Consider the following 20,824-nt stretch of genomic DNA (forward strand, 5'->3'; position numbering starts at 1 on the left):
GACCATGCCTGAAGGACACACCATCCATCGCCTGGCCAAAGAGCACCGGCGGGCGTTCGGCGGGCGAGCCGTGCACGCGGAGAGCCCTCAGGGGCGGTTCGCCGCCGGGGCCCTGCGGATCGACGGCCGGGTGCTCACCGAGGCCGACGCCCACGGCAAGCACCTGCTGCTGGGCTTCGACGACGAGCGCTGGCTGCACGTCCACCTCGGCATCTACGGCAAGTACACCTTCGGCCAGGCCCCCGCGCCCGCGCCGACGGGGCTGGTGCGCCTGCGGCTGAGCAACGCGGGCGAGTACGCCGACCTGCGCGGCCCCAACACCTGCGAACTGCTCGACCCGGCGGGCAAGGCGGCGCTGCACGCCAGGCTCGGGCCCGACCCGCTACGGGCGGACGCCGATCCCGAGGTCGCCTGGCGGCGGATCAGCCGCAGCCGCGTCTCGGTCGGGGTCCTGCTGATGGACCAGTCGGTCGTCGCGGGCGTGGGCAACATCTACCGGGCCGAGGCGCTGTTCCGCCAGGGGATCGACCCGTCACGGCCCGGCCGCGGCCTCACCCACGGTCAGTGGGAGGCGATCTGGGCGGATCTGGTGCTCCTGATGGCCGAGGGCGTCCGGGTGGGCCACATCGACACGGTCAGGCCAGAGCACACGCCGGAGGCGATGGGCCGCCCGCCCCGCGTCGACGGCCACGGCGGCGAGGTCTACGTCTACCGGCGCTCCAGCATGCCCTGCTTCCTGTGCGGCACCGAGGTCCGTACGGAGGTGCTCGCCGGGCGCAACCTCTTCTGGTGCCCGGTCTGCCAGGTCGGCTGACCTCCGCGCAGGCCCGGGACATCGGAGCGAGGCGAGATCCCCGAAACCGGCACCGGCACCGGCACCGGGGAGTGCCTCACATCAGCGTCCTGGCCGTCCAGAGCTCGGGGAAGATCTCCCGCCGCATGCTCCGCTCGAGCCAGCTCAGGCCGCTAGACCCGCCGGAGCCCGGCTTGGCGCCCATCGAGCGCCGTACCGCCATCAGGTGCCGGTAGCGCCAGTCGGAGAACTGCTCGGCCAGGTCGGTCAGTGCCTCGGCCAGCGGCGCGAACGGGCCGCCGTAGACCTCGACCCAGACCGCCTCGACCTCGGGGTCCGGCCCGTACTCGGCGGCCGGGTCGCGATCGAGCACCGAGCGGGGAACCGCGTGGCCCGCGCGGGCGAGAAAGGCCAGGACCGAGTCGTAGAGGCTCGGCCGGTGCAGCGCCTCCACGAGTTCCTCGTACGCCTCGGGGTTGCGGCGGTGCGGCCGGATGAGCGCCTCGGACTTGTTGCCGAGCAGGAACTCCACGTGCCGGTAGAAGGCCGACTGGAAACCGGACCCCTCGCCGAGGGCGTCGCGGAAGGAGTTGAACTGCGCGGGGGTCAGCCAGCTCAGCGCGGCCCAGGCGGCGTTGAGCGCCTCGAAGTGCCTGACGGTACGCCTGATCGTCAGGGTCGCGGCGGTGACGTCGTCCGCGTCGAGCTGCCGCTGGGCGAGGCGCCACTCTGTGCGGAGCAGTCCGAAATAGAGCTCCATCACCTGGGTGGTGACCAGGAACGGCAGTTCTTCCGGGACGTCGGTGACGGTGCGCTGGAGCCCGTGCAGGGTGGCGGTGCCCACGTAGTCGTCGTAGGGCGTACCGGTTTCGAAGCCCAGCGTCGGCAGCCCTTCGTTGGCCTCGGCGCGCGCCTTACGGTCCTGCTCCGTGAGCTGCTTGATGCCGGTCATCACTCCTCCTTCGTCGGTCTACCTCCATGGTGGTCTGTATCGGTCTGTACGGAAATAATAGAAGAAAGGCAATTATTGGACTGGGCCTTCGGAACGGAAGGCATCGAGCGGATCAAGTTACGACGTGACGGAGCGTGACCGTGGACGCGATGGACTGGGCGTTGCTGGCCGAGCTGCAGGGCGATGCGCGACTGTCGTACAGCGAGCTCTCGCGCCGGGTGCACCTGTCGGCTCCGGCGGTGGCGGAGCGGGTGCGGCGGCTGGAGGAGACCGGGGTGATCACCGGCTACCACGCCCGGATCGACGCGGCGCGGGCCGGGCGCGGGGTCGCCGCCCTGATCAGGATGTCGTGCTACGGGCCCCGCTGCGTGCTCCGCGACGAGCAGGCGCTGGCCTGGCCGGAGATCCTGGAGGTGCACCGGGTGACCGGCGACGCGTGCTGCCTGCTGCGGGTGGCCGCCTCCTCGATGACGGCCTTCGAGGAGATGATCGACCGGCTCGCTCCGTACGGTCACCCGTCGAGCATGATGGTGCTGTCCAGCCCCGTCCCCTGGCGCCCGCTGTCCCCCACCTGAGAAACCTCCCGAGAGGCCTCCCGGAGGGCCTTCGCCCGGCGAACCCGCCACCACCGGCGGAGGACCCGCCGGTGGAGGCGGGTCAGCAGGGTCAGGAGGGTCCGCGGTGCTCGGCGACCACCCCGGCGGTGGCCCGCCAGATCGGTGACGCGGGATCGATGACGTCGAAATGATCGCCCGACATCTCGAGATACGTCACCTGGTCGCCTGACTCCTGGGCGGCTCGCGCGTAGCGGCGCCCGAAGTCGACCAGGTCCAGGTCGTCCCCGCCGCCCTGCACGATGAGCTGGGGCACCCCGAGGGGGAGCCGTTCCAGCGGCCCGGAACGCCGGTAGGCCGCGGGCGCCTCGGCGGCGGATCCGCCCAGCGCGACGGCGACCGCGCCGGAGCTCATGTGCCTGCGGTCCCCCTCGGCCAGGTCGAGCACTCCCGCCAGCGAGACGGCCAGGGTGATCCGGTGGTCGTCGGCGGCGGCGCGGAGGGCGAGCTGCCCGCCCGCCGAGTGGCCGATCACCACGAGCGGCCCCCGGGCGCTCTCCGCCGCGAGGGCGACGCCCCGGGCGACGTCCGAGGTGGTCGCGTCCCAGCCGTGCAGGTCGGGGCGGCGGTATTCGAGGTTCCAGGCGGCGAACCCGCGCTCGGCGAGGTCGATGGCGAGCGCGTCCATCAGGTCCGCCCCCCAGATGGACCGCCAGAAACCACCGTGCAGCAGCACCACGGTGGGCGTCCGTTCCCCGATCCCGCGCGCCGCCGTCACCGTGGGCGCCTGCCCTCCGGTCTCGTACGGCGGCGCCCCGGCGGGCATCCCACGCGGCGGAACCGGGGCGGGCGCCTGACCGGCGACCCCGTACGGGAGGCGCACCTCCGCCCACTGGTCGGGGTGGTCGCCATAGGCGACCCGGTGCGCGGGCCGGCGCAGGCGGTGCACGGCGTGCCTGATCGCCCAGGTCAGCCCCCAGACCCCCCGCCCGTGTATGTGGGTTCCCGCCGTGCCCGTCGTGCTCCTCGCACCGCCCGTGTCCACCGCAGCGCCCGGGGACCCCGCACCGCCCGTGTCCACCGCACCACTCGGGGACCCCGCACCGCCCGCGAACGTCGCACCGCCCGCGGAGCCTGTGCCGCCCGCGCCGTCCACGGAGGCGGGAAGCGGGGCGTCGGCCTTCGTCAGGTCGAGCCAGACCGCGTCTGGACGCTCGGCGAACAGGGCGCGGGCCTCCGGATCCGGGCCGGGCAGGACGACCAGGACGTCCGGTGACCCCAGCCCCGCCCGGAAGCCGGACAGATCCGAGGCCGCCGACACCGTCCCGCTGACACCGAGAGCCGCGAACTCGCGATCGGCCACCTCGGTGAGCAGGCGAAGGTCCGCGACCAGCCCGGGACCGGTGAGCACCAGCACCTGCGAATTCGGAGGAAACATCCGATTATTCTGCCCCATTACGTCGTGTTTACGGCTCGGGGATATATGCCTGCATCAGCAGTTTCTCGGCGTCGTCCAGATAGCTCTCCAGGGCCCGCTCGGCCTCGGCCGCGCGTCCGGCCTCCATGAGCTCGACCAGCTCCAGGTTGCGGGCCACGAACGGCTCGTGGAAGGCGCGGGGGTTCTTCATGACGTGGAAGACCAGGCGGAGCTCGGCCAGCAGCTGGCGCATCGCCTCGTCCAGGCGGGGACTGCCGTTCAGGGCGGCGAGGCTCTGGTGGAAGCGGATGTTGGCCGTGCCGACGTCCTGCCAGCGTCCCTCGACGGCGGCGCGGGACGCCTCTGCGACGGCCTCCTTGATGGCGGCCAGGGCCTCCCGGGGGGCGTGCGCGCCGTTCCGCACCGCGGCACCCTCGATCACCCGGCGCACCCGGTAGAGGTCGGCCACGTCCTCGGCCGACAGCACGCGTACGAACACCCCCCGGTTGAGCCGATGCTCCAGCAGACGTTCGTGACCGAGCAGCCGGAACGCCTCGCGCAGGGTGTTGCGCGAGACCTCCAGCGCCGCGCCGATGCTCTCCTCCGACAGGCGCTGACCTGGGACGAAGAGCCCTTCGGCGATCCGGTCCCTGAGGATGTCGGCGACCACCTCGGCCGCGCTGCTGCGTCCGAGGCGGCCGCGGTCGCGCTGTAGCGCCGCGGTGACGTTTTCCACGGCTCCAAGAAATCATCAAACAAACCTATTGTCGAATTGTTCAACGATTCTTATGTTGATAGGAACTCACCACGAAGCTGGCTCGCGGGACATCCCCCCACAAGAAGCTCACAAGAAGCTAAGGAGCGCACGCGATGGCAAGCTCCCAGACCAGGCGGGTCATTGTGGCCGGACTGGTCGGCACCTCCCTGGAGTGGTACGACTTCTTCCTCTACGGATCGGCCGCCGCGCTGGTCTTCAACAAGCTCTTCTTCCCCACCTTCGAGCCGCTGACCGGGACTCTGCTGGCGTTCCTCACCTACGCGATCGGGTTCGTCGCGCGACCGCTCGGCGGGATCGTGTTCGGCCACTTCGGCGACCGGGCCGGCCGCAAGAACGTGCTGGTGGTGACGCTGCTGCTGATGGGCGTCGCCACCTTCCTGATCGGCCTGCTGCCCGGCTACGCCACCATCGGCGTGGCCGCCCCGCTGCTGCTCGTCACCCTGCGCTTCGTGCAGGGGCTCGGCCTGGGCGGCGAGTGGGGCGGGGCCGTGCTGATGTCCATCGAGCACGGCGATCCCCGGCGGCGCGGGTTCAACGCGAGCTGGCCGCAGGTCGGGGTGCCCGCGGGAAACCTGCTGGCGGCGGGCGTGCTCGGGATCATGTCCGCGGCGCTTCCCGAGGAGGCGTTCCTGTCCTGGGGATGGCGGGTGCCGTTCCTGCTGTCGGGCGCGCTGGTGGTCGTGGGCCTGTGGATCCGCCTGCGGATCGTGGAGTCACCGCTGTTCGCCCAGGTCGAACGGGCCGGCGCGAAGGCCCGGATGCCGCTGGTGGAGGTGCTGCGCACGCACCCGCGCGCGCTGATCTCCGCGGGCTTCGCGCGCATCGGCGTGGACGTCGCCTTCTACATCTTCGTGACCTACATCCTGGCCTACGTCACCGGTCCCCTCGGGCTCGAACGCGGGGTCGCGCTGAACGCGGTGCTGATCGGCTCCGCCTTCCAGCTCTTCCTGATCCCGCTGTTCGGCGCGCTGTCGGACAGGGTCGGCCGCCGGCCGGTCTACCTGGCGGGCGTGATCGGGGCCGCGGTCTGGGTGTTCGCCTTCTTCCCCCTGCTCGACACCGGATCCTTCCCGGTGATCGCGCTGGCCTCGATCGTGGCCCTGGCCTGCCACGCCGCGATGTACGGGCCCCAGGCGGCCTTCATCGCCGAGCTGTTCAGCACCCGCCTGCGCTACAGCGGCGCCTCGATGGGCTACCAGGTCGCCGGGATCTTCGGGGGCGCCCTCGCCCCGATCATCGCGCTGTGGCTGTTCGACCGGTTCGACAGCACCCTCGCCGTCTCGCTCTACGTGGTCGCCGCGCTGGCCGTCACCGCGGTGGGCCTGGCCATGGCCCCCGGGGCGCACGACGACCTGCCCGCCCCTCTCGACGGCACGCCTGGCGACGTCCCCGCCGGAAACCACGCCGGAAACCCCGGCGGCCTCCCCGACGGCGACCCGGGAACGCGCACGGGGACCGCTTCCCGGGACGCCTGACCTCCCGGCCGCGGTCACCGGCCCTCCCCGGTGGCCGCGGTTCTCCCCGAAGCCGAAAACCACCCGATTTTTCGGACATTTCACCGAACTCACCGGCCCGCCGGCTCGTCCAACCCGGTTGGAGCACGTGAGGAACCCTCAGAGCCCGCCACGAAGGGAAGCCGGGGTGCCGGAGTCGGGCACGCCGAAGCGCACGTCATCAGAGCCCGCCACGAAGGGAAGCCGGTCGGGCCGGCGGCCGGGGACGGCCATCCCCGGCCGCCGCCCTCCGGTGCCCGCCCAAAGGAGGATCGGCATGCCCATCGGAAAAAGCGTCGCCGCCGCGGTGTTCGCGGTCATCGCGGTGATCGTCCTGATCAGCGTCGGAGGTGGCTTCGCACGCACCGAACCGGGCCAGGTGGCCGTCGTCAGGGACGGCGGCCCGCTGGACGACTCCGGGATCCGGCAGGTCATCCCGCCCGACTCGGGGCTCACCTGGGTCGGCCTGTGGTCGTCGGTGCACTCCTATCCCGCCCAGCAGCGGATCTACACCATCACCACCGACGCCAAGCGGGCCAGTTCCAGCGGCGTGGACGAGGTGACCGTGCCGAGCTCCGACGGGGTGAACCTCGGCATCGAGGGCACGCTCTACTTCACGCTCAACCTCGACCAGGAGATGCTCAAGCGCTTCGACGACAGGTACGGTACCCGTACCTACCTGGGCCAGGACGGCGAGTCGCACTCCGCCTGGGACGGGGACGAGGGATGGAACGCGTTCTTCATCCAGTCCGTGCGACCGGTGATCTACAACGCCCTGCGCAGCCAGATCGGCGCCGCCGAGTGCGCCGAGCTGCTCTCCTCCTGCTCGCTGGTGCAGACGACCTCGAACAAGAAGGCCCTGCCGGCCGTCATCGACAGCAACGCCTCCATCATCCGCGCCCAGAACGGCATCAACCAGATCCTGGAGCGCGACCTGGAGCAGCTGCTCGGCGGTCGTTTCTTCACCGGCCTGCGGTTCACGCTGGTCCGGGTGACGCTGCCGTCCGAGATCCAGGCGGCGGTGAACAAGACCCAGGTCGCCCAGGCGGGGATCGCCGAGGCGAAGGCGAAGGCGTCGCAGGCCGACGTCGAGGCCGAGGCGAAGATCAGGCAGGCCGAGGCGGACGCGAAGGCGTCGGTCGCGCTGGCCAAGGGTGAGGCCGAGGCGAACGAGCAGCTCCAGGAGAGCTACCGCAAGTGCCGTGCCTGCGTCGAGATCGACAAGCTGAACGCCCTCCCCGAGGGCATCACCGTCTACGCTCCGGGCAACTCCGACATCGTCGTCCCCGCGAAGTGAGCCCGGCCCCTCGACGCGGCTTCTCCCCGGATCGCAGGCCCCCAGGACGACCGGCTCGTCCCGGCGAGGCGAACCCGGCCCCCGCACGCGAGGCCGGGTTCGCCTGAGTCCGGGCACAGGCCTCTCCAGGCCTGGGCACGCACGAAGCCGTGCATATAAGATCACTAAAATGATGGTATGTCCGCTTACTGGGAAGATCTCTAGCCGTGGAACCTCCGAGACGTTAACGTCTGCGCATGCGCCACGTTGAGATCTCGGGCAAGCGACTCCGGCTCAGGGAGATCACCCTCGGCGACGTGGACGCCCTGCATGCCGTGTACGGCGACCCGACGGCCACCGAGCACCTGCCGTTCGACCCCCGCACCCGCGAGGAGGTCGAAGAGACGATCATCGAGGCGATCAAGGGCTCGGAGGTCGAGCCCCGGCGTCTCTACGTGCTGGCGGTGACCGACCTCGACGACAGCGAGGCCTTCGGCGTCGCCCGGCTGCACATCGAGGCCGACCACCCGCACAGCGCCGAGATCGGCCTCGGACTCCGTCCCGACCACTGGGGCCGGGGCATCGGCACCGACCTGATCCGGCTGATCCTGACGTTCGGCTTCCGCGACCTGCGCCTGCACCGCATCTGGGGCGCCCGCTCCCCCGCCAACACCGCCGCCCAGCTGGCGATGCTGGTCGCCGGGATGGTCGAGGAGGGCAGGATCAGGCACCACGTACGGGCCCGCGGGGTCTGGCGCGACTCCATCGTGCACTCGGCGCTGGAGGACGAGTGGGAGGGCCACCGTGACGTCTGACCCGAGGCGTCCCCCAGCCGCGAACCAGCCGCGCACCGGCCATGAACCAGACGCGCACCGGCCGCGAGCCAGACGTGAACCGGCCACGAGCCAGGCACGAGCCAGACCCGAACCGCCCGCGCACCGGCCGTGAACCGGCCGCGGGCGCGGGAGAACCCACCCCTGAGCCTCCCCTTTTCAGAATGTTGTGACGGGAATGCTGCCGTTTCCGGTCACAGGAGGTGTCAAATGGCCCTAGAGTCCGCGCATGTGAGCGAAAGTCCCATCCTCCCCGTACGAGGGCGCCCGGTGCGCCCCTCCGGAAGGCACCGCAGGCCGGTACCCTCCCAGCTCCCGCCCGAGGCACCAGCGCTGGTGCTGGCCGCGCTCGGCGACGCCTCCGGCACCGCCGCGGAGCTCGCGGCCCTCATACGGGGGGACAACCCACAGATCCAGGTCCGCCTGGCCGCGCTCGGTGAGGACGGCAAGGAGCTGACGTCCGAACTGGAGGCGGCGGCCAGGGAACGGCCGCAGGACGCCACGGCCGCCGTCGTGGTGCCGCTGCTGACCGGCCCGCACCCGGTCGCGGACCGGCTGATCGCCGATGCCGTGGCCTCCAGCAAGGTCTCGGTGACGGTCACCGATCCCCTGGGGCCGCATCCGCTGCTCGCCGAGGCCCTGCACATCCGCCTGTCGGAGAGAAGCCTGGCGCGGGCCGACCGGATGCGGCTGCTCAACGTCTCCAGCCCGGTCGACGCGGTCATCCTCGCCACCGTCGGCGGCGAGAACGCGGCGGTGGAGGCTCAGCCGACGGCGGTTTTGCTGGCCTCGCGGCTGACCCTGCCCGTCCTGGTCGCCTCCCTCGACAGCGCGCCCGCCGTGGCCGACGCGGCCGGTCGGCTGCGCGGCATCGGCGCCCAGCGCATCGCCCTGTCGCCCTGCGTCCTGGGCCCGGAGGCGGCCCCAGGGCTCGCGGACGCGGCGGCCGAGGAGATCGGGGCCGAGTGCGCCGGCCTCCTCGGGGCGCACGATCTGATCGCGGACCTGGCCGCCCGCGCCTACGGAAGCGTCCTGTCGGCGGACTGAGCGACCCCATGTGATCTGTCCCCTCTGACGGGTAATGACCCGGGTAGTTGTCAGAGGGGATAGATCATGCTGTTCGGAAAAGAGCACGTCGACCGATACCGCGCGACCGACGGAGCCGAGGGACACGAGTGGCAGGGCACCACCGCCCTGCTCCTCACCACCACCGGCCGCAAGTCCGGCGAGCCGCGGACCACTCCGCTCATCTACCAGCGCCACGGCGACGACCTCCTTCTCGTGGCCTCCAAGGGAGGCGCCGACGAGCCGCCGCTGTGGTATCTCAACCTCCAGGAGAATCCCGAGGTCGAGGTGCAGGTGCTGGGTGACCGGTTCAGGGCCAGGGCCCGCACCGCCACGCCCGAGGAGAAGCCGGAGATGTGGTCGATCATGACCGCGGCCTGGCCGGCCTACGACGAGTACACCAAGAAGACCGAGCGGGAGATCCCCGTGGTCGTGCTGGAGCGGATCACGTCATGATCGGCGCCATGCCGGCCGGAGGGATCCCGCCATGACCCGGAACCGGCACGGCCGGGTCCGGCGAGCGGTGCGGGCCGGTCAGGGCTCCAGCCAGACGTAGCCCGCGAACCGGCCGGTCGTGCCCTCCCTGCGGTGGGAGAACAGGTCGGCGCTCTCGATGGTGCAGCGGGTGTCGTGGATGATCTCCCCGACGCCCGCCTTGCCCAGCTGTGAGGTGATCGCGGCCCGCAGGTCGAGGGCCGGGGTGTCCTGGCGGGTGATCGACCAGGCCTCGGGAAGCATCACCGCGACCTCGTCACGCATCTCGGCGGGGACCTCGTAGCAGGTGCCGCAGGCCATCGGCCCGATCAGGGCGGTCATCCTCGCCGGGTCCGCGCCGCGCCCGGCCATCTCCTCGACCAGGGCCGTGACCACGCCGGACATGGTGCCGACCCGCCCCGAGTGCGCGGCACCGACCAGTCCGGCCTCCGGCTCGGCCAGCAGGACCGGCGCGCAGTCGGCGCAGAGCGCCGCCAGGCCGAGACCGGGCACGTCGGTGCAGACACCGTCCAGCGGCGGCGGGTCGTCGCCGAACGGCTCCCTGACGTATCGGACGTCGGCGCTGTGGACCTGCCGCATGAACACGACCCGCTCCAGGCCGAACTCCGCGGCCGTCCTGGCCCTGTTCGCCGCGACCGCGTCCGGCTCGTCGCCGCACATGCCCCCGAGGTTGCGGCTGCCGTACGGATCGGCGCTGACACCACCATGACGATCGGTGATCCTCATCTGAAAGTTCACGGGCCGACCTTACCCGCCCAGGAACCCGGTCCCCCGGACGTTCGTTTCACAAGGACACAGACCCCCTGGAGATTGCGAGCGTCATGGCACAGGTTGTGTACGACCGCAAGGAGCAGTACCAGCAGATCGAGAGCGGCCTGATGCCCGGCGAGCAGATCATCGCCGTCTACGACGCCATCGGCACGGGCACCGGCTTCCTGGGACTCACCGACAGGCGCGTGATCGTGCAGGACAAGTCGTTCGTCGGCAAGAGGATCGCCATCACGAGCATCCCCTACAACAAGGTCTCGGCGGTGAGCGTGGTGAGCAACAAGTCGATCGCGGGCTCGTTCTTCTCCTCGGGCGCCATCGCCATCCACGTGGGCACCCACACCTACGAGGTGGAGTTCCGGGGCGACAACAAGGCGCACCACGTGCACAACGTGATCCTGCACTTCATCACCGCCTAGGAACTCCCTCTCGGACAGATCCGCGGAAGCGGGAACCGTCAGGCGACCGGCGCCTCCCCGGCGGCGACCCGCCGGTAGAGCTCCATCGTCCGCTCGGCGATGCGTTCCCAGGAGAAGTGCTCCACCGCGCGGACCCGTCCGGCCTCGCCCATCCGGGTCGCGAGGGCGGGGTCGGCCAGCAGCCGGTTGACCCGCTCGGCGAGGTCGGCGGCGAAGGCGTCGGGGTCGTGCGGGGTACCGTCGGCGGCCTGGTCGATCGGGACCAGCAGGCCGGTCGAGCCGTCGGCCACGACCTCGGGGATGCCGCCGGTGGCGGTGGCCACGACGGCGGTCTCGCAGGCCATGGCCTCCAGGTTGACGATGCCCATCGGCTCGTAGACGGAGGGGCAGACGAACACGGTCGCGTGGGTGAGGATCTGGATCACCTCGGGACGGGGAAGCATCTCCGAGATCCAGACGACGCCCTCGCGGTCGAGCCCGCGCACCAGCGCGGTCACCTCGGCGGCGATCTCGGGCGTGTCGGGCGCGCCCGCGCAGAGCACCAGCTGGGCGTCGGGGTGGAAGTCGCGCGCCGCGTGGAGCAGGTGGACGAGGCCCTTCTGCCGGGTGATGCGGCCCACGAAGACGACGTAGGGCCTGCTCGGGTCGATGCCGTGCCGCTCCAGGACGTCGGTGTCCCGGTCGGGGGCGTACTCGCCGGTGTCGATCCCGTTGTGGATCACCGTGACCCTCTCCGGCGGGATCTCCGGATAGCTCGCCAGCACGTCGCGGCGCATCCCCTCGGAGACCGCGATGATCGCGTCGGCGGTGGCCAGCGCGCCGCGCTCGGCCCACGATGACAGCGTGTAACCGCCGCCCAGCTGCTCCGCCTTCCACGGCCGCAGCGGCTCCAGGCTGTGGGTGGTCACCACGTGGGGCGTCCCGTACAGCATCTTGGCGACGTGGCCGGCGAAGTTGGCGTACCAGGTGTGGCTGTGGACCAGATCGGCGCCCTCGCATCCGGCGGCCATCTCCAGATCGACGCCGAGCACCTGGAGCGCGGCGTTGGCCGTCTCCAGGCCGCCGGGCACCCGGTAGGCCGCGACGCCCTCCTCCGGTCGTGACGCTCCGAAGCAGCGGACCCGGGTGTCGGCGAGCCTGCGCAGCTCCCGGGCGAGGTATTCGACGTGAACTCCCGCCCCTCCGTACACGTCGGGGGGATATTCACGGGTCAGCAGATCCACTCGCATGCGATCAGCCTAGTGTTTCATCCCTGTTCATCAGGTTAAGGTCCACCTATGAGAGTCCTCGCGATCGTGCTCGCCGGTGGAGAAGGTAAGAGGCTCATGCCTCTGACAGCTGATCGAGCGAAGCCCGCGGTGCCTTTCGGGGGGATATACCGTCTCGTCGACTTCGTACTGTCCAATCTCGCCAACGGTCACTACCTCCAGATCGTCGTGCTGACGCAGTACAAGAACCACAGTCTCGACCGGCACATCTCCCGGACATGGCGCCTGTCGGCGATGCTCGGCAACTACGTCACGCCGGTTCCCGCCCAGCAGCGCCTCGGGCCGCACTGGTTCTCCGGTTCCGCCGACGCGCTGTTCCAGAACCTGAACCTCATCTACGACGAGATGCCCGACCACGTCATCGTGTTCGGCGCCGACCACATCTACCGGATGGATCCCCGGCAGATGGTCGAGCAGCACATAGAGTCCGGGGCCGAGGTGACGGTGGCCGCGATCCGGCAGCCGCTGTCGCTCGCCGACCAGTTCGGGGTCATCGAGGCCGACCCGGCCGGGCGGCGGATCGTCGCCTTCCGCGAGAAGCCGAAGGACGCGGTGGGCCTGCCGGACGCTCCCGACCAGGTGTACGCGTCGATGGGCAACTACGTCTTCAAGACCCAGTCCATGATCGACGCGCTCAGGGAGGACGCGCTCGACCCGACGAGCAAGCACGACCTGGGCGGCAACATCATCCCGATGATGGTGAAGTCGGGCAGCGCTGAGGTCTACGACTTCGCCGACAACATCGTGCCCGGCTCCACCGAGCGCGACCGGGGCTACTGGAGGGACGTCGGGACGCTCGACGCCTACTACGAGGCCCACATGGACCTCATCTCGGCGCACCCGGTCTTCAACCTCTACAACAGCCGATGGCCCATCTACACCGGTCACGACCCGCTTCCCCCGGCCAAGTTCGTGCACAACGACGGCGACCGGGTGGGCAGGGCGATCGACTCCCTGGTCTCCGCGGGCGCGATCGTCTCCGGCGGGCTGGCGGAGCGCTCGATCCTCTCCCCCGGCGTGGTGCTGCACTCCCACTCCCAGGTCGAGGACTCGGTCCTGATGGGCAACGTGAAGGTGGGCCGCGGCGCCATCGTCCGCAGGGCCATCATCGACAAGAACGTGATCATCCCGGACGGCGCCAGGATCGGCTTCGACCTGGAGTACGACCGCAGCCGCTTCGCGGTGACCAGCGGCGGCATCGTCGTCATCGGCAAGAACGAGATCGTCGAACGCTGACCGGGGGACCTGTCCCCGCTTCTCCGGCCCCGCCGTGACGGCGGGGCCGGAGACCACCGCCCGGAGCGGGCCGGGCGCCGGCCGGCCGTGGACCTGCCCCTCTCCACGCGACTTCTTGATCTGTACGGGATAGATTCTCCCGATACGTTGCACGACTTCCTGGAGAGCCCCAAGGGTTTCCCGGACAGACCCCCCGAGTACGAGAGATCACATGTTCGGCATCATTCGTCCCTGCGGCGAGCACTCCTGCCCGACGCTGCACCGGGCCTGGATGGCACACCTGTGCGGGCTGTGCCTGACCCTCAGGGACGGGCAGGGGCACGCGGCCCGGCTGGCCACCAACTACGACGGACTGATCATCTCGGTGCTGGCCGAGGCGCAGGGCCCGGCGGGCTCCCCGCACCGGACCGCCGGCCCCTGCGCGCTGCGCGGGTTCCGGCCGGCGGACGTGGTGGACGCGCGGGCCGCGGGCGTACGGCTGGCCGCCACGGTGTCGCTGGTCCTCGCGGCGGGCAAGCTGCGCGACCACGTGGCCGACGGCGACTCCGCGCCGGGCACCGGCACGGCGCGCAGGGTGCTGGCGGCCCGCTGGGAGGCGGCGGGGGCCCGGATGGGGGCCGGGATCGGGTTCGACACCGCCTCACTGGCCTCGACGGCCGAACGCCAGATCGAGCTGGAGAGCGGCTCGGGAGTGACGCTGCTGGAGCTGACCGCTCCCACCGAGGAGGCCGTCGCCGCCGCGTTCGCCTACACCGCGACGCTCGCGGGCACCCCGGGCAACGCGGCGGCGCTGGCCGAGGCGGGCCGGTTCTTCGGCCGGATCGCCCACCTGCTGGACGCCGTGGAGGACCGGGCGGAGGACGCCGCCCGGGGGGCGTTCAACCCGCTGACCGCCACCGGCACCTCCGTACGGGAGGCACGGCGGCTGTGCGACGACGCCGCGCACGGCCTGGAGCTGGCGCTGCTGGAGCTGGAGCTGGCCGACCGGCACCTGGTGGACGTGCTGCTGGGCACCGAGGTGCGGCGGGCGGTGGACCGGACGTTCCGCCACGCCTCCGGTCCGGATCACGGTCCCGCCGGCGAGGCGTGCGCGCAGCCGCACGGGGAGCACGGCCGCCCCTCCGCGGGGCACGACCACGCCCCCGGGGAGCACGACCGCGAGACGCCGTCCCGCCCCGGGGAGTCGGGGCACTCCTACGAGCGGCCCGGATTCGTCCGCAAGTCCGCCGCCGGGGTGGGGACCTTGCTGACCTGCGGACTCTGGCGGCCCCGGTGGAGCTCCCGCAGGCGGAACGCCTGGGACGACCGCTGCTACCTGACACGGTGCGACGGATGCGGCTGCGACGGGTGTGACGGCTGCTGCGACTGCTGCAAGTGCTGCACCAAGTGCGACGGGTGCTGCTGCGACTGCAACGCCTGAGGCTCCGGGGAGCGGCCCGCCGAGCGTCGCGGACCGCTCCCGGGCACGCCTCACGAACCGGACAGGTCTCATGCGCCGGACAGATCCCACGAACCGGGCGCGCCCGGCGGACCGAACGGACCTCGCGAACCGGACGGGCGGGCCCGTCGCCTCAGACCGGATCCCGCCGGTCGCCGTCCCGATCGCGAGAACCGTCCTCACGGGAGTCGCCCCCCAGGCCCCGTGACATCAGGTCCGCGCCCATCAGCCCGGTGAGCGTCCCGGGAACGGTCGCGGACGGGGGCGGAGTCTCGACCCGGAAGCGGGGCAGCGCCTCGGGGTACCTCTCGCGGACGAAGGTCACCATGTGCTCGCGCATGTCGCACTTGAGATCCCAGGCGCTGGCGGAGTCGGCGGCGCTCATCAGGGCGCGCAGCTCCAGCAGCCCGTTGGGAAGGGTATCGGTGACCTGGAGGGTCCAGTCCTTCTGGTCCCAGAGCGGGTGCTCGCGCAGGGCCCGGTAGAGCTCGGTGCGCAGCTCCTCCACCGGCACCGACCAGTCGACCCGGAACATCACGTGGCCGATCACCCGGCTGCTGTGCCGGGTCCAGTTCTCGAACGGGTTGGCCGTGAAGTAGGAGACCGGCAGGACGAGCCGCCGCTCGTCCCACAGCCGCAGCACCACGTAGGTCAGGCTGAGCTCCTCGATCCGGCCCCACTCCCCCTTCACCACGACGACGTCGTCCAGCCGGAGCGCGTCGCTGAAGGCCAGCTGGAGCCCGGCGAGCATGTTGCCCAGGGTCGACTGGGCGGCGATACCGACGACGACACCGGCGATCCCGGCCGAGGCCAGCAGCCCGGCCCCGAGCGCCCGCACCTGCGGGAAGGTGAAGAGCATCGCGCCCAGCGCGACCACGATGATCACCGCCGAGGCGACCCGGCGGACCAGGGTGATCTGGGTGCGGATGCGGCGGGCCCGGCGGTTGGCCTCGCCCTCGACGGTGATCAGGCGTTCCAGCACCACGTCGGTGACCGCGTAGGCGGCCTGGATGACCAGCCAGGTGGCGCACCCGATCATCGCCAGGCTGAGACCGCGATCGATCACCTGGCCGACCGAGGCCGTCGCCATATCCGGTTCGTAGATGGTGCGGGCCGTCGCCACGGCGGCCGTGGCGAACCCCGGCCAGGTGCAGCGGCGCACGAGCGGACCGGCGAGAGTCCATTTCTCACCGATCAGCCGCGAGCGCAGCACCCGCCGCACCACCTCCACCGCCACGACGGCGGCCGCCACGGAGACAATCATCATGATCCAGCCGGACACTTGAGGCGTCCTCCTCGACGTCTTTCATCCTCGTCGTGCTCTTCCCTGGATCACCAGCTAATCAGAAGGATTCGTCGAATGTGACATTCCCTTCGACGGCTATCTGGTAGGCCGAAACCCGCCGTTCGAAGAAGTTGGCCAGCTCCTGCACGTCCTGCAACTCCATGAACGCGAACGGGTTGGCCGTGCCGTACCTGGCGGGCATCCTCAGCCTGACCAGACGCTGGTCGGCCACGTACTCCAGGTACCGGCGCATCTGGTCCACGCTCATCCCGAGCAGGCCGTCGCCGCACAGGTCGGCCGCGAAGGCCAGCTCGGCGGCCACCGCCTCCTCGATCATCCGGGTGACCTGCTCGGCGAGCTTGTCGTCGAACAGGTCCGGTTCCTCGGCCCGTACGGTCTCCACGACGCCGAACGCGAACTCCATGTGCATGGACTCGTCGCGGAACACCCAGTTCGTCCCGGTGGCCAGGCCGCTGAGCAGGCCCCTGGAGCGGAACCAGTAGACGTAGGCGAAGGCCCCGTAGAAGAACAGCCCCTCGATGCACGCCGCGAAGCAGATCAGGTTGAGCAGGAACGCCCGCCGGTCCTCCCGCGTCTCCAGCCGGGTCAGCCCGCCGAGCGAGTCGATCCAGCGGAAGCAGAACTCCGCCTTGTCCCGGATCGAGGGGATGTGCTCGACAGCGGCGAAGGCCTTGACCCGCTCGTCCGGATCGGGCAGGTAGGTGTCCAGCAGGGTCAAGTAGAACTGGACGTGCACCGCCTCCTCGAACAGCTGCCTGCTGAGATACAGGCGCGCCTCGGGGGCGTTGAGGTGCTGGTAGAGGTTGAGGACGAGGTTGTTGGCCACGATCGAGTCACCGGTGGCGAAGAACGCCACGAGGCGGTTGATCAGGTGGCGCTCCTCGGGCGTCATCCTCGCCAGGTCGGCCAGGTCGGAGGTGAGGTCCACCTCCTCGACGGTCCAGGTGTTGCGGATCGCGGCCCGGTAGCGCTCGTAGAACTCGGGGTAGCGCATCGGCCGCAGGGTGAGATCCATGCCGGGGTCGAGCAACATCGGGTGAATGCCTTTCTGGGAGCTTTCGGGAGACCCTTTTCGAGGAACCGGGGCGGCTACTGGCAGGCGTCGCAGTACTCGGGGTTCTCCAGGGAGCAGGCGATCGCCTCGGGGTCGGGGACGGCCCGCGCGACCGGCGCCGCCACGGTGGCCTGCGCGATCCGGGTGGCCGGGCGCGAGCGCAGGTAGTAGGTGGTCTTGAGGCCCGACTTCCACGCGTAGGCGTACATCGAGGAGAGCTTGCCGATGGTCGGCGTGGCCATGAAGAGGTTCAGCGACTGCGACTGGTCGATGTACGGGGTGCGCGCGGCGGCCAGGTCGATCAGCGCCTTCTGCGGCAGCTCCCAGGCGGTCCGGTAGAGCGCCTTCAGGTCGGCGGGGATCTCCGGGATGTCCTGGACGGAGCCGTCGGCGCGCTTGATCGCGTCGCGGATCAGCGGGGTCCACAGGCCGCGGGCCTGGAGATCGCGGACGAGATAGCGGTTGACCTGGAGGAACTCCCCCGAGAGGGTCTCGCGCTTGAAGACGTTGGAGACCTGCGGCTCGATGCACTCGTAGCAGCCCGCGATGGAGGCGATCGTGGCCGTCGGCGCGATCGCGATCATCAGCGAGTTGCGCAGGCCGGTCCCGGCGATCCGCTCCCTGAGCTCGGCCCACTCCGCCGACCCCGCCGCCCCGTAGTGGTCGGGATGGAGCACCCCCGCGGCGGCCCTGGTCTCCTCGTACGACGGGTGGCGGCCCCGCTCCACGGCCAGGTCGGAGGAGGTCCGGTAGGCGGCGAGCGCGATCTCCTCGGAGATCCTGGTGGACAGCTCCAGGGCGCGCGGCGAGTCGAACGGCAGCCGCAGCGTGAACAGCACGTCGGCCAGGCCCATCACGCCGAGCCCGATCGGGCGCCACTTCCGGTTGGCCGCCTCCGCCTCGGGGGTCGGGTAGAAGCCCAGGTCGATGGTGCGGTCGAGGAACCGCACGGCGGTACGGACGGTCGCGCGCAGCCGCGCCCAGTCGACGGCCTCCCCGGCGTCCGCCGACAGGTGGGCGGCGAGGTTGATCGAGCCGAGGTTGCAGACGGCGGTCTCCGCGTCGCCGGTGACCTCGAGGATCTCGGTGCAGAGGTTCGACAGGTGGATGACGTTCTGGGGCCTGGCCGTCTGGTTGGAGGTCCGGTTGGCCGCGTCCTTGAAGGTCATCCAGCCGTTGCCGGTCTGGGCGAGCGTGCGCATCATCCGCCCGTACAGGGTGCGGGCGGGGATCTGCCGGGTGAAGCGGCCCTCGGCCTCGGCGGCCCGGTAGGCGTCGTCGAACGCGGCGCCGTACAGGTCGGTGAGGTGCGGGACCTCCTTGGGGTCGAACAGCGACCAGACGCCGTCGGCCTCGACCCGGCGCATGAACTCGTCGGGGATCCAGTTGGCCAGGTTCAGGTTGTGCGTGCGGCGGGCCTCCTCGCCGGTGTTGTCGCGCAGTTCCAGGAACTCCTCGACGTCGGCGTGCCAGGGCTCCAGGTAGACGCAGGCCGCGCCCTTGCGCCGTCCGCCCTGGTTGACCGCGGCCACGCTGGAGTCGAGCGTGCGCAGCCAGGGCACGATGCCGTTGGAGTGGCCGTTGGTGCCGCGGATCAGCGAGCCCCGCGAGCGGACCCTGGTCCAGGCGATCCCGATGCCCCCCGCGTACTTCGACAGCCGCGCGACCTGCCCGTAGCGCTCGTAGATGGACTCCAGCTCGTCGCGGGGCGAGTCGAGCAGGAAGCACGAGGAGAGCTGGGGCCTGCGGGAGCCGGAGTTGAACAGCGTGGGCGAGCTGGGCAGGTAGGACAGGGTGGCCATGAGCGCGTACAGCTCGGCGGCCTCCTCGACGGTCTCGGACAGGCCGCAGGCCACCCGGAGGAAGAAGTGCTGCGGGCGCTCCAGGACCTTGCGGGTCCTCGGGTGGCGCAGCAGGTAGCGGTCGTAGACGGTGCGCAGCCCGAAGTACTCGAACCTGGCGTCGGCCTCCGGATCGGCCAGCGCGTCCAGGACCCCGGCGTGGGCGGCCACGAACTCCGCGAGCCCGTCCTGGATCAACCCCGCCTCGTGGGTCGCGGCGATGGACTCGGAGAAGTCGCGGACGCCGTGCTCGGCGGCCTCGTCGGCGATCAGCTCGGCCAGCATCGCGGCGGCGACCCTGGAGTTCTCGGGGTCGGTGATCACCCGGGCGGCCGCCTCGTCGATGGCCAGCCTGCGGTCGTCCGCCGCGGTCCCCGCCGTGGTCCCCGCCGCGGTCTCCGCCAATGCCTGTGTCACGTAGTGCCCCTCGCTCGATCGGACTTCCCCGTACGGCTCCGCCGGATGGGCACGCGTCCGCGAGCGATCCCGGGCACGCCGGATCGCCTCGTTCCGCGGGCCCTCCCACGAGGCCCTGGACATTCACGTCACCGGCAGGTCTTCGGACTCACGGGCGCATCGCACACACCTACCGGCCGTCGCTTCCCAGGCATGGCTCACCCAGTGCTCGATAACGGCTTTCGTTCCCGTTCACCGCTGCGGGGCAGTCCCGGAATCTCACCGGGTTCCCTCTTGCCTCGCCCCTCGCGGGGCGAACCAGCAACGAGCAGGATCCTACATCTAGGGGCGTCGGACGCAACTACCCCAACAGGTTGTGTCGGAGGACTTCAGCAGTCCGAGCTCGTGGAGCACGCCGCGAGTACGGCCCGTCTCGGTGGAGAGCCACTGGCGGAACTCGTCACCGCTGAGGTAGACCCGGCTCCAGCCGTGGGACGCGCACAGGGCACGCCAGCGCGGCGCGGCGTCGATCCTGTCACACAAGGCGATCGCGGCGTCCCGGTCCCCCTCGCTCATGCCCTTGGGGCCCAGCAGGCCGCACCAGTCGCTGTACTCCAGGCGGACGTCGACCTCCATGAGCGTCGGCGCGTCGATCCCGTCGATCCGGCCGCCGGAGGAGACCACCAGGGGCCGCAGGCGGCCCGCGGCGATCTCGGGCCGCAGGGCGCGCGCCGATCCCAGCAGGGCCGCCACCCGGCCGACGTGGAGCGCCTCGGCGGCGTCCTCGGGGGCGAGGTATCCGGCGTACTCCAGCAGCCGGGTGTCCACCCCCAGACACTTGCCGATCATGCCGTAGAGCACGTGGTCGGAGCCGCCCTCCGACCGGCCGCCGACCGTCAGCCCCGCCGGATCGTGCCGCAGCCGCGCGACGAAGTCCTCGAAGGTGCGCAGGCGGGAGCCGGAGGAGACCACCAGGACCGCCCAGTCGCCGACCAGGCGGGCGATGGGGGTGGCGGCGTTCACCACGGCCGTGGTGTTGGCGATCTCCGCGGCGGCCACCATCGGCATCGCGGTGACGAGCAGCCTGCCCTCGCGCGCGAAGGGTCCGCGGAAGGCGCCGAACGCGTCGCGCGGGGCGGAGCCCAGTGCCCCCGCCCGCTCGACGGCCATGGCGGTGCGCGCCAGTCCCGACTGGACCAGGACGGTCGCCAGCCTGCCCGCGATCCTGTCCCAGCCGTGGCCGTCGGCGGTCGGCTCGAGAAGGAACAGGCGCTTCACCTCCGGATCGGCGCCGCCGTCCACGCCGCACCCCGCGGCGACCACGGCCCCCGCCGCCAGTGCGAAAAACCCCCTACGGCGCATAAGCGCCCCTTCCCCCAAGAACCCCCTATACCATAGGTTACTTTCCACTCACTTTCTGTGATGAAGTGGGGTATGCCGGA

Annotated in this window: 20 protein-coding genes and 1 riboswitch; of the genes, 10 read left to right on the forward strand and 10 right to left on the reverse strand. The window is 70.9% G+C overall.

The features are described 5' to 3' along the window. Positions 1–4: 4 nt before the first annotated feature. The gene (locus tag ACTOQ1_RS00265) at positions 5–814 is read left to right on the forward strand and encodes an Fpg/Nei family DNA glycosylase (protein WP_440063505.1); all 810 of its coding nucleotides are present in this window, start codon (positions 5–7) and stop codon (positions 812–814) included. A 76-nt stretch (positions 815–890) separates the two neighbouring features. Here ACTOQ1_RS00265 and ACTOQ1_RS00270 read toward each other — a convergent pair whose 3' ends face one another. Beyond that, positions 891–1,745: a tryptophan 2,3-dioxygenase gene (locus ACTOQ1_RS00270; protein WP_440063507.1), complete on the reverse strand. Its 855-nt coding sequence runs from the start codon at positions 1,743–1,745 to the stop codon at positions 891–893. Between the two features lie 149 nt (positions 1,746–1,894). Here ACTOQ1_RS00270 and ACTOQ1_RS00275 point away from each other — a divergent pair, with 149 nt between their 5' ends. Continuing rightward, positions 1,895–2,320, forward strand: a complete 426-nt coding sequence (locus ACTOQ1_RS00275) for an Lrp/AsnC family transcriptional regulator (protein WP_440064739.1) — start codon at positions 1,895–1,897, stop codon at positions 2,318–2,320. Positions 2,321–2,411: 91 nt separating this feature from the next. Here ACTOQ1_RS00275 and ACTOQ1_RS00280 read toward each other — a convergent pair whose 3' ends face one another. Both ACTOQ1_RS00280 and ACTOQ1_RS00285 read right to left on the reverse strand, forming a co-directional pair. Further along, a complete protein-coding gene (locus tag ACTOQ1_RS00280; RefSeq protein ID WP_440063509.1) occupies positions 2,412–3,737 on the reverse strand; it encodes an alpha/beta hydrolase in 1,326 nt (441 codons plus the stop codon). Positions 3,738–3,765: 28 nt separating this feature from the next. Further along, positions 3,766–4,452: a GntR family transcriptional regulator gene (locus tag ACTOQ1_RS00285; protein ID WP_440063510.1), complete on the reverse strand. Its 687-nt coding sequence runs from the start codon at positions 4,450–4,452 to the stop codon at positions 3,766–3,768. 134 nt (positions 4,453–4,586) lie between these two features. Between ACTOQ1_RS00285 and ACTOQ1_RS00290 the strand changes: the two genes are divergently transcribed. Further along, complete coding sequence (locus ACTOQ1_RS00290) at positions 4,587–5,969, forward strand: MFS transporter (RefSeq protein ID WP_440063511.1); 1,383 nt, start codon at positions 4,587–4,589, stop codon at positions 5,967–5,969. A gap of 138 nt (positions 5,970–6,107) precedes the next feature. Here ACTOQ1_RS00290 and ACTOQ1_RS00295 read toward each other — a convergent pair whose 3' ends face one another. Further along, entirely contained in the window at positions 6,108–6,266 is a 159-nt protein-coding gene (locus tag ACTOQ1_RS00295) for a hypothetical protein (protein ID WP_440063513.1), read from the reverse strand. On the opposite strand from ACTOQ1_RS00295, the gene ACTOQ1_RS00300 reads away from it, so the two are divergent. The 4 genes from ACTOQ1_RS00300 (at position 6,265) to ACTOQ1_RS00315 (ending at position 9,617) form a co-directional block, all read left to right on the forward strand. Then, positions 6,265–7,284 carry an SPFH domain-containing protein gene (locus tag ACTOQ1_RS00300; protein ID WP_440063514.1) on the forward strand — a complete coding sequence of 340 codons (1,020 nt, stop codon included), beginning with the start codon at positions 6,265–6,267 and terminating at the stop codon, positions 7,282–7,284. The two genes, ACTOQ1_RS00295 and ACTOQ1_RS00300, sit on opposite strands and share 2 nt — an antisense overlap. Before the next feature lie 236 nt (positions 7,285–7,520). Further along, the gene (locus tag ACTOQ1_RS00305; protein WP_440063516.1) at positions 7,521–8,078 is read left to right on the forward strand and encodes a GNAT family N-acetyltransferase; all 558 of its coding nucleotides are present in this window, start codon (positions 7,521–7,523) and stop codon (positions 8,076–8,078) included. 249 nt (positions 8,079–8,327) lie between these two features. Further along, positions 8,328–9,143 carry a sirohydrochlorin chelatase gene (locus tag ACTOQ1_RS00310; protein WP_440063517.1) on the forward strand — a complete coding sequence of 272 codons (816 nt, stop codon included), beginning with the start codon at positions 8,328–8,330 and terminating at the stop codon, positions 9,141–9,143. Between the two features lie 66 nt (positions 9,144–9,209). Beyond that, positions 9,210–9,617 (forward strand): nitroreductase family deazaflavin-dependent oxidoreductase, encoded by a 408-nt coding sequence (locus tag ACTOQ1_RS00315; protein WP_440063518.1) that lies wholly within the window; start codon positions 9,210–9,212, stop codon positions 9,615–9,617. A 78-nt stretch (positions 9,618–9,695) separates the two neighbouring features. On the opposite strand, the gene pgeF is transcribed toward ACTOQ1_RS00315, so the two are convergent. Beyond that, complete coding sequence (gene pgeF / locus ACTOQ1_RS00320) at positions 9,696–10,382, reverse strand: peptidoglycan editing factor PgeF (protein ID WP_440064741.1); 687 nt, start codon at positions 10,380–10,382, stop codon at positions 9,696–9,698. A gap of 95 nt (positions 10,383–10,477) precedes the next feature. Here pgeF and ACTOQ1_RS00325 point away from each other — a divergent pair, with 95 nt between their 5' ends. Continuing rightward, on the forward strand, positions 10,478–10,843 hold the full coding sequence (locus ACTOQ1_RS00325) for a PH domain-containing protein (RefSeq protein WP_440063519.1): 366 nt from the start codon (positions 10,478–10,480) through the stop codon (positions 10,841–10,843). Positions 10,844–10,881: 38 nt separating this feature from the next. Here the strand turns inward: ACTOQ1_RS00325 and glgA are convergent, their stop codons facing one another. Further along, positions 10,882–12,072, reverse strand: a complete 1,191-nt coding sequence (gene glgA, locus ACTOQ1_RS00330; protein WP_440063520.1) for a glycogen synthase — start codon at positions 12,070–12,072, stop codon at positions 10,882–10,884. A gap of 48 nt (positions 12,073–12,120) precedes the next feature. On the opposite strand from glgA, the gene glgC reads away from it, so the two are divergent. Both glgC and ACTOQ1_RS00340 read left to right on the forward strand, forming a co-directional pair. Further along, positions 12,121–13,347, forward strand: coding sequence for a glucose-1-phosphate adenylyltransferase (gene glgC / locus ACTOQ1_RS00335; protein WP_440063522.1), 1,227 nt, complete (start codon positions 12,121–12,123; stop codon positions 13,345–13,347). Positions 13,348–13,558: 211 nt separating this feature from the next. Beyond that, complete coding sequence (locus ACTOQ1_RS00340; RefSeq protein WP_440063524.1) at positions 13,559–14,767, forward strand: DUF5685 family protein; 1,209 nt, start codon at positions 13,559–13,561, stop codon at positions 14,765–14,767. Positions 14,768–14,918: 151 nt separating this feature from the next. Here ACTOQ1_RS00340 and ACTOQ1_RS00345 read toward each other — a convergent pair whose 3' ends face one another. From ACTOQ1_RS00345 to ACTOQ1_RS00360, 4 genes are all read right to left on the reverse strand, one after another. Then, positions 14,919–16,067 (reverse strand): mechanosensitive ion channel family protein, encoded by a 1,149-nt coding sequence (locus ACTOQ1_RS00345; protein ID WP_440063526.1) that lies wholly within the window; start codon positions 16,065–16,067, stop codon positions 14,919–14,921. A 61-nt stretch (positions 16,068–16,128) separates the two neighbouring features. Continuing rightward, positions 16,129–17,124 (reverse strand): ribonucleotide-diphosphate reductase subunit beta, encoded by a 996-nt coding sequence (locus tag ACTOQ1_RS00350; protein ID WP_350966888.1) that lies wholly within the window; start codon positions 17,122–17,124, stop codon positions 16,129–16,131. Positions 17,125–17,180: 56 nt separating this feature from the next. Then, positions 17,181–19,403 carry a ribonucleoside-diphosphate reductase subunit alpha gene (locus ACTOQ1_RS00355; protein ID WP_440063527.1) on the reverse strand — a complete coding sequence of 741 codons (2,223 nt, stop codon included), beginning with the start codon at positions 19,401–19,403 and terminating at the stop codon, positions 17,181–17,183. A gap of 116 nt (positions 19,404–19,519) precedes the next feature. Then, a riboswitch (cobalamin riboswitch) is annotated at positions 19,520–19,720 on the reverse strand. A 4-nt stretch (positions 19,721–19,724) separates the two neighbouring features. Continuing rightward, complete coding sequence (locus tag ACTOQ1_RS00360; protein ID WP_440063528.1) at positions 19,725–20,744, reverse strand: tripartite tricarboxylate transporter substrate-binding protein; 1,020 nt, start codon at positions 20,742–20,744, stop codon at positions 19,725–19,727. Positions 20,745–20,824 lie beyond the last annotated feature (80 nt).

It is taken from the genome of Streptosporangium sp. OZ121 (genome assembly GCF_051918885.1).
Classification (GTDB): Bacteria; Actinomycetota; Actinomycetes; order Streptosporangiales; family Streptosporangiaceae; genus Streptosporangium.

Excerpts from the sequence above, each read along its gene's own strand:
- ACTOQ1_RS00265 (WP_440063505.1), top strand. The coding sequence starts at position 5 with ATGCCTGAAGGACACACCATCCATCGCCTGGCCAAAGAGCACCGGCGG.
- ACTOQ1_RS00270 (WP_440063507.1), bottom strand. The coding sequence starts at position 1,745 with ATGACCGGCATCAAGCAGCTCACGGAGCAGGACCGTAAGGCGCGCGCC.
- ACTOQ1_RS00275 (WP_440064739.1), top strand. The coding sequence starts at position 1,895 with ATGGACTGGGCGTTGCTGGCCGAGCTGCAGGGCGATGCGCGACTGTCG.
- ACTOQ1_RS00280 (WP_440063509.1), bottom strand. The coding sequence starts at position 3,737 with ATGTTTCCTCCGAATTCGCAGGTGCTGGTGCTCACCGGTCCCGGGCTG.
- ACTOQ1_RS00290 (WP_440063511.1), top strand. The coding sequence starts at position 4,587 with ATGGCAAGCTCCCAGACCAGGCGGGTCATTGTGGCCGGACTGGTCGGC.
- ACTOQ1_RS00300 (WP_440063514.1), top strand. The coding sequence starts at position 6,265 with ATGCCCATCGGAAAAAGCGTCGCCGCCGCGGTGTTCGCGGTCATCGCG.
- ACTOQ1_RS00295 (WP_440063513.1), bottom strand. The coding sequence starts at position 6,266 with ATGCCGATCCTCCTTTGGGCGGGCACCGGAGGGCGGCGGCCGGGGATG.
- ACTOQ1_RS00305 (WP_440063516.1), top strand. The coding sequence starts at position 7,521 with ATGCGCCACGTTGAGATCTCGGGCAAGCGACTCCGGCTCAGGGAGATC.
- ACTOQ1_RS00315 (WP_440063518.1), top strand. The coding sequence starts at position 9,210 with ATGCTGTTCGGAAAAGAGCACGTCGACCGATACCGCGCGACCGACGGA.
- pgeF (WP_440064741.1), bottom strand. The coding sequence starts at position 10,382 with ATGAGGATCACCGATCGTCATGGTGGTGTCAGCGCCGATCCGTACGGC.
- ACTOQ1_RS00325 (WP_440063519.1), top strand. The coding sequence starts at position 10,478 with ATGGCACAGGTTGTGTACGACCGCAAGGAGCAGTACCAGCAGATCGAG.
- glgA (WP_440063520.1), bottom strand. The coding sequence starts at position 12,072 with ATGCGAGTGGATCTGCTGACCCGTGAATATCCCCCCGACGTGTACGGA.
- glgC (WP_440063522.1), top strand. The coding sequence starts at position 12,121 with ATGAGAGTCCTCGCGATCGTGCTCGCCGGTGGAGAAGGTAAGAGGCTC.
- ACTOQ1_RS00340 (WP_440063524.1), top strand. The coding sequence starts at position 13,559 with ATGTTCGGCATCATTCGTCCCTGCGGCGAGCACTCCTGCCCGACGCTG.
- ACTOQ1_RS00350 (WP_350966888.1), bottom strand. The coding sequence starts at position 17,124 with ATGTTGCTCGACCCCGGCATGGATCTCACCCTGCGGCCGATGCGCTAC.
- ACTOQ1_RS00360 (WP_440063528.1), bottom strand. The coding sequence starts at position 20,744 with ATGCGCCGTAGGGGGTTTTTCGCACTGGCGGCGGGGGCCGTGGTCGCC.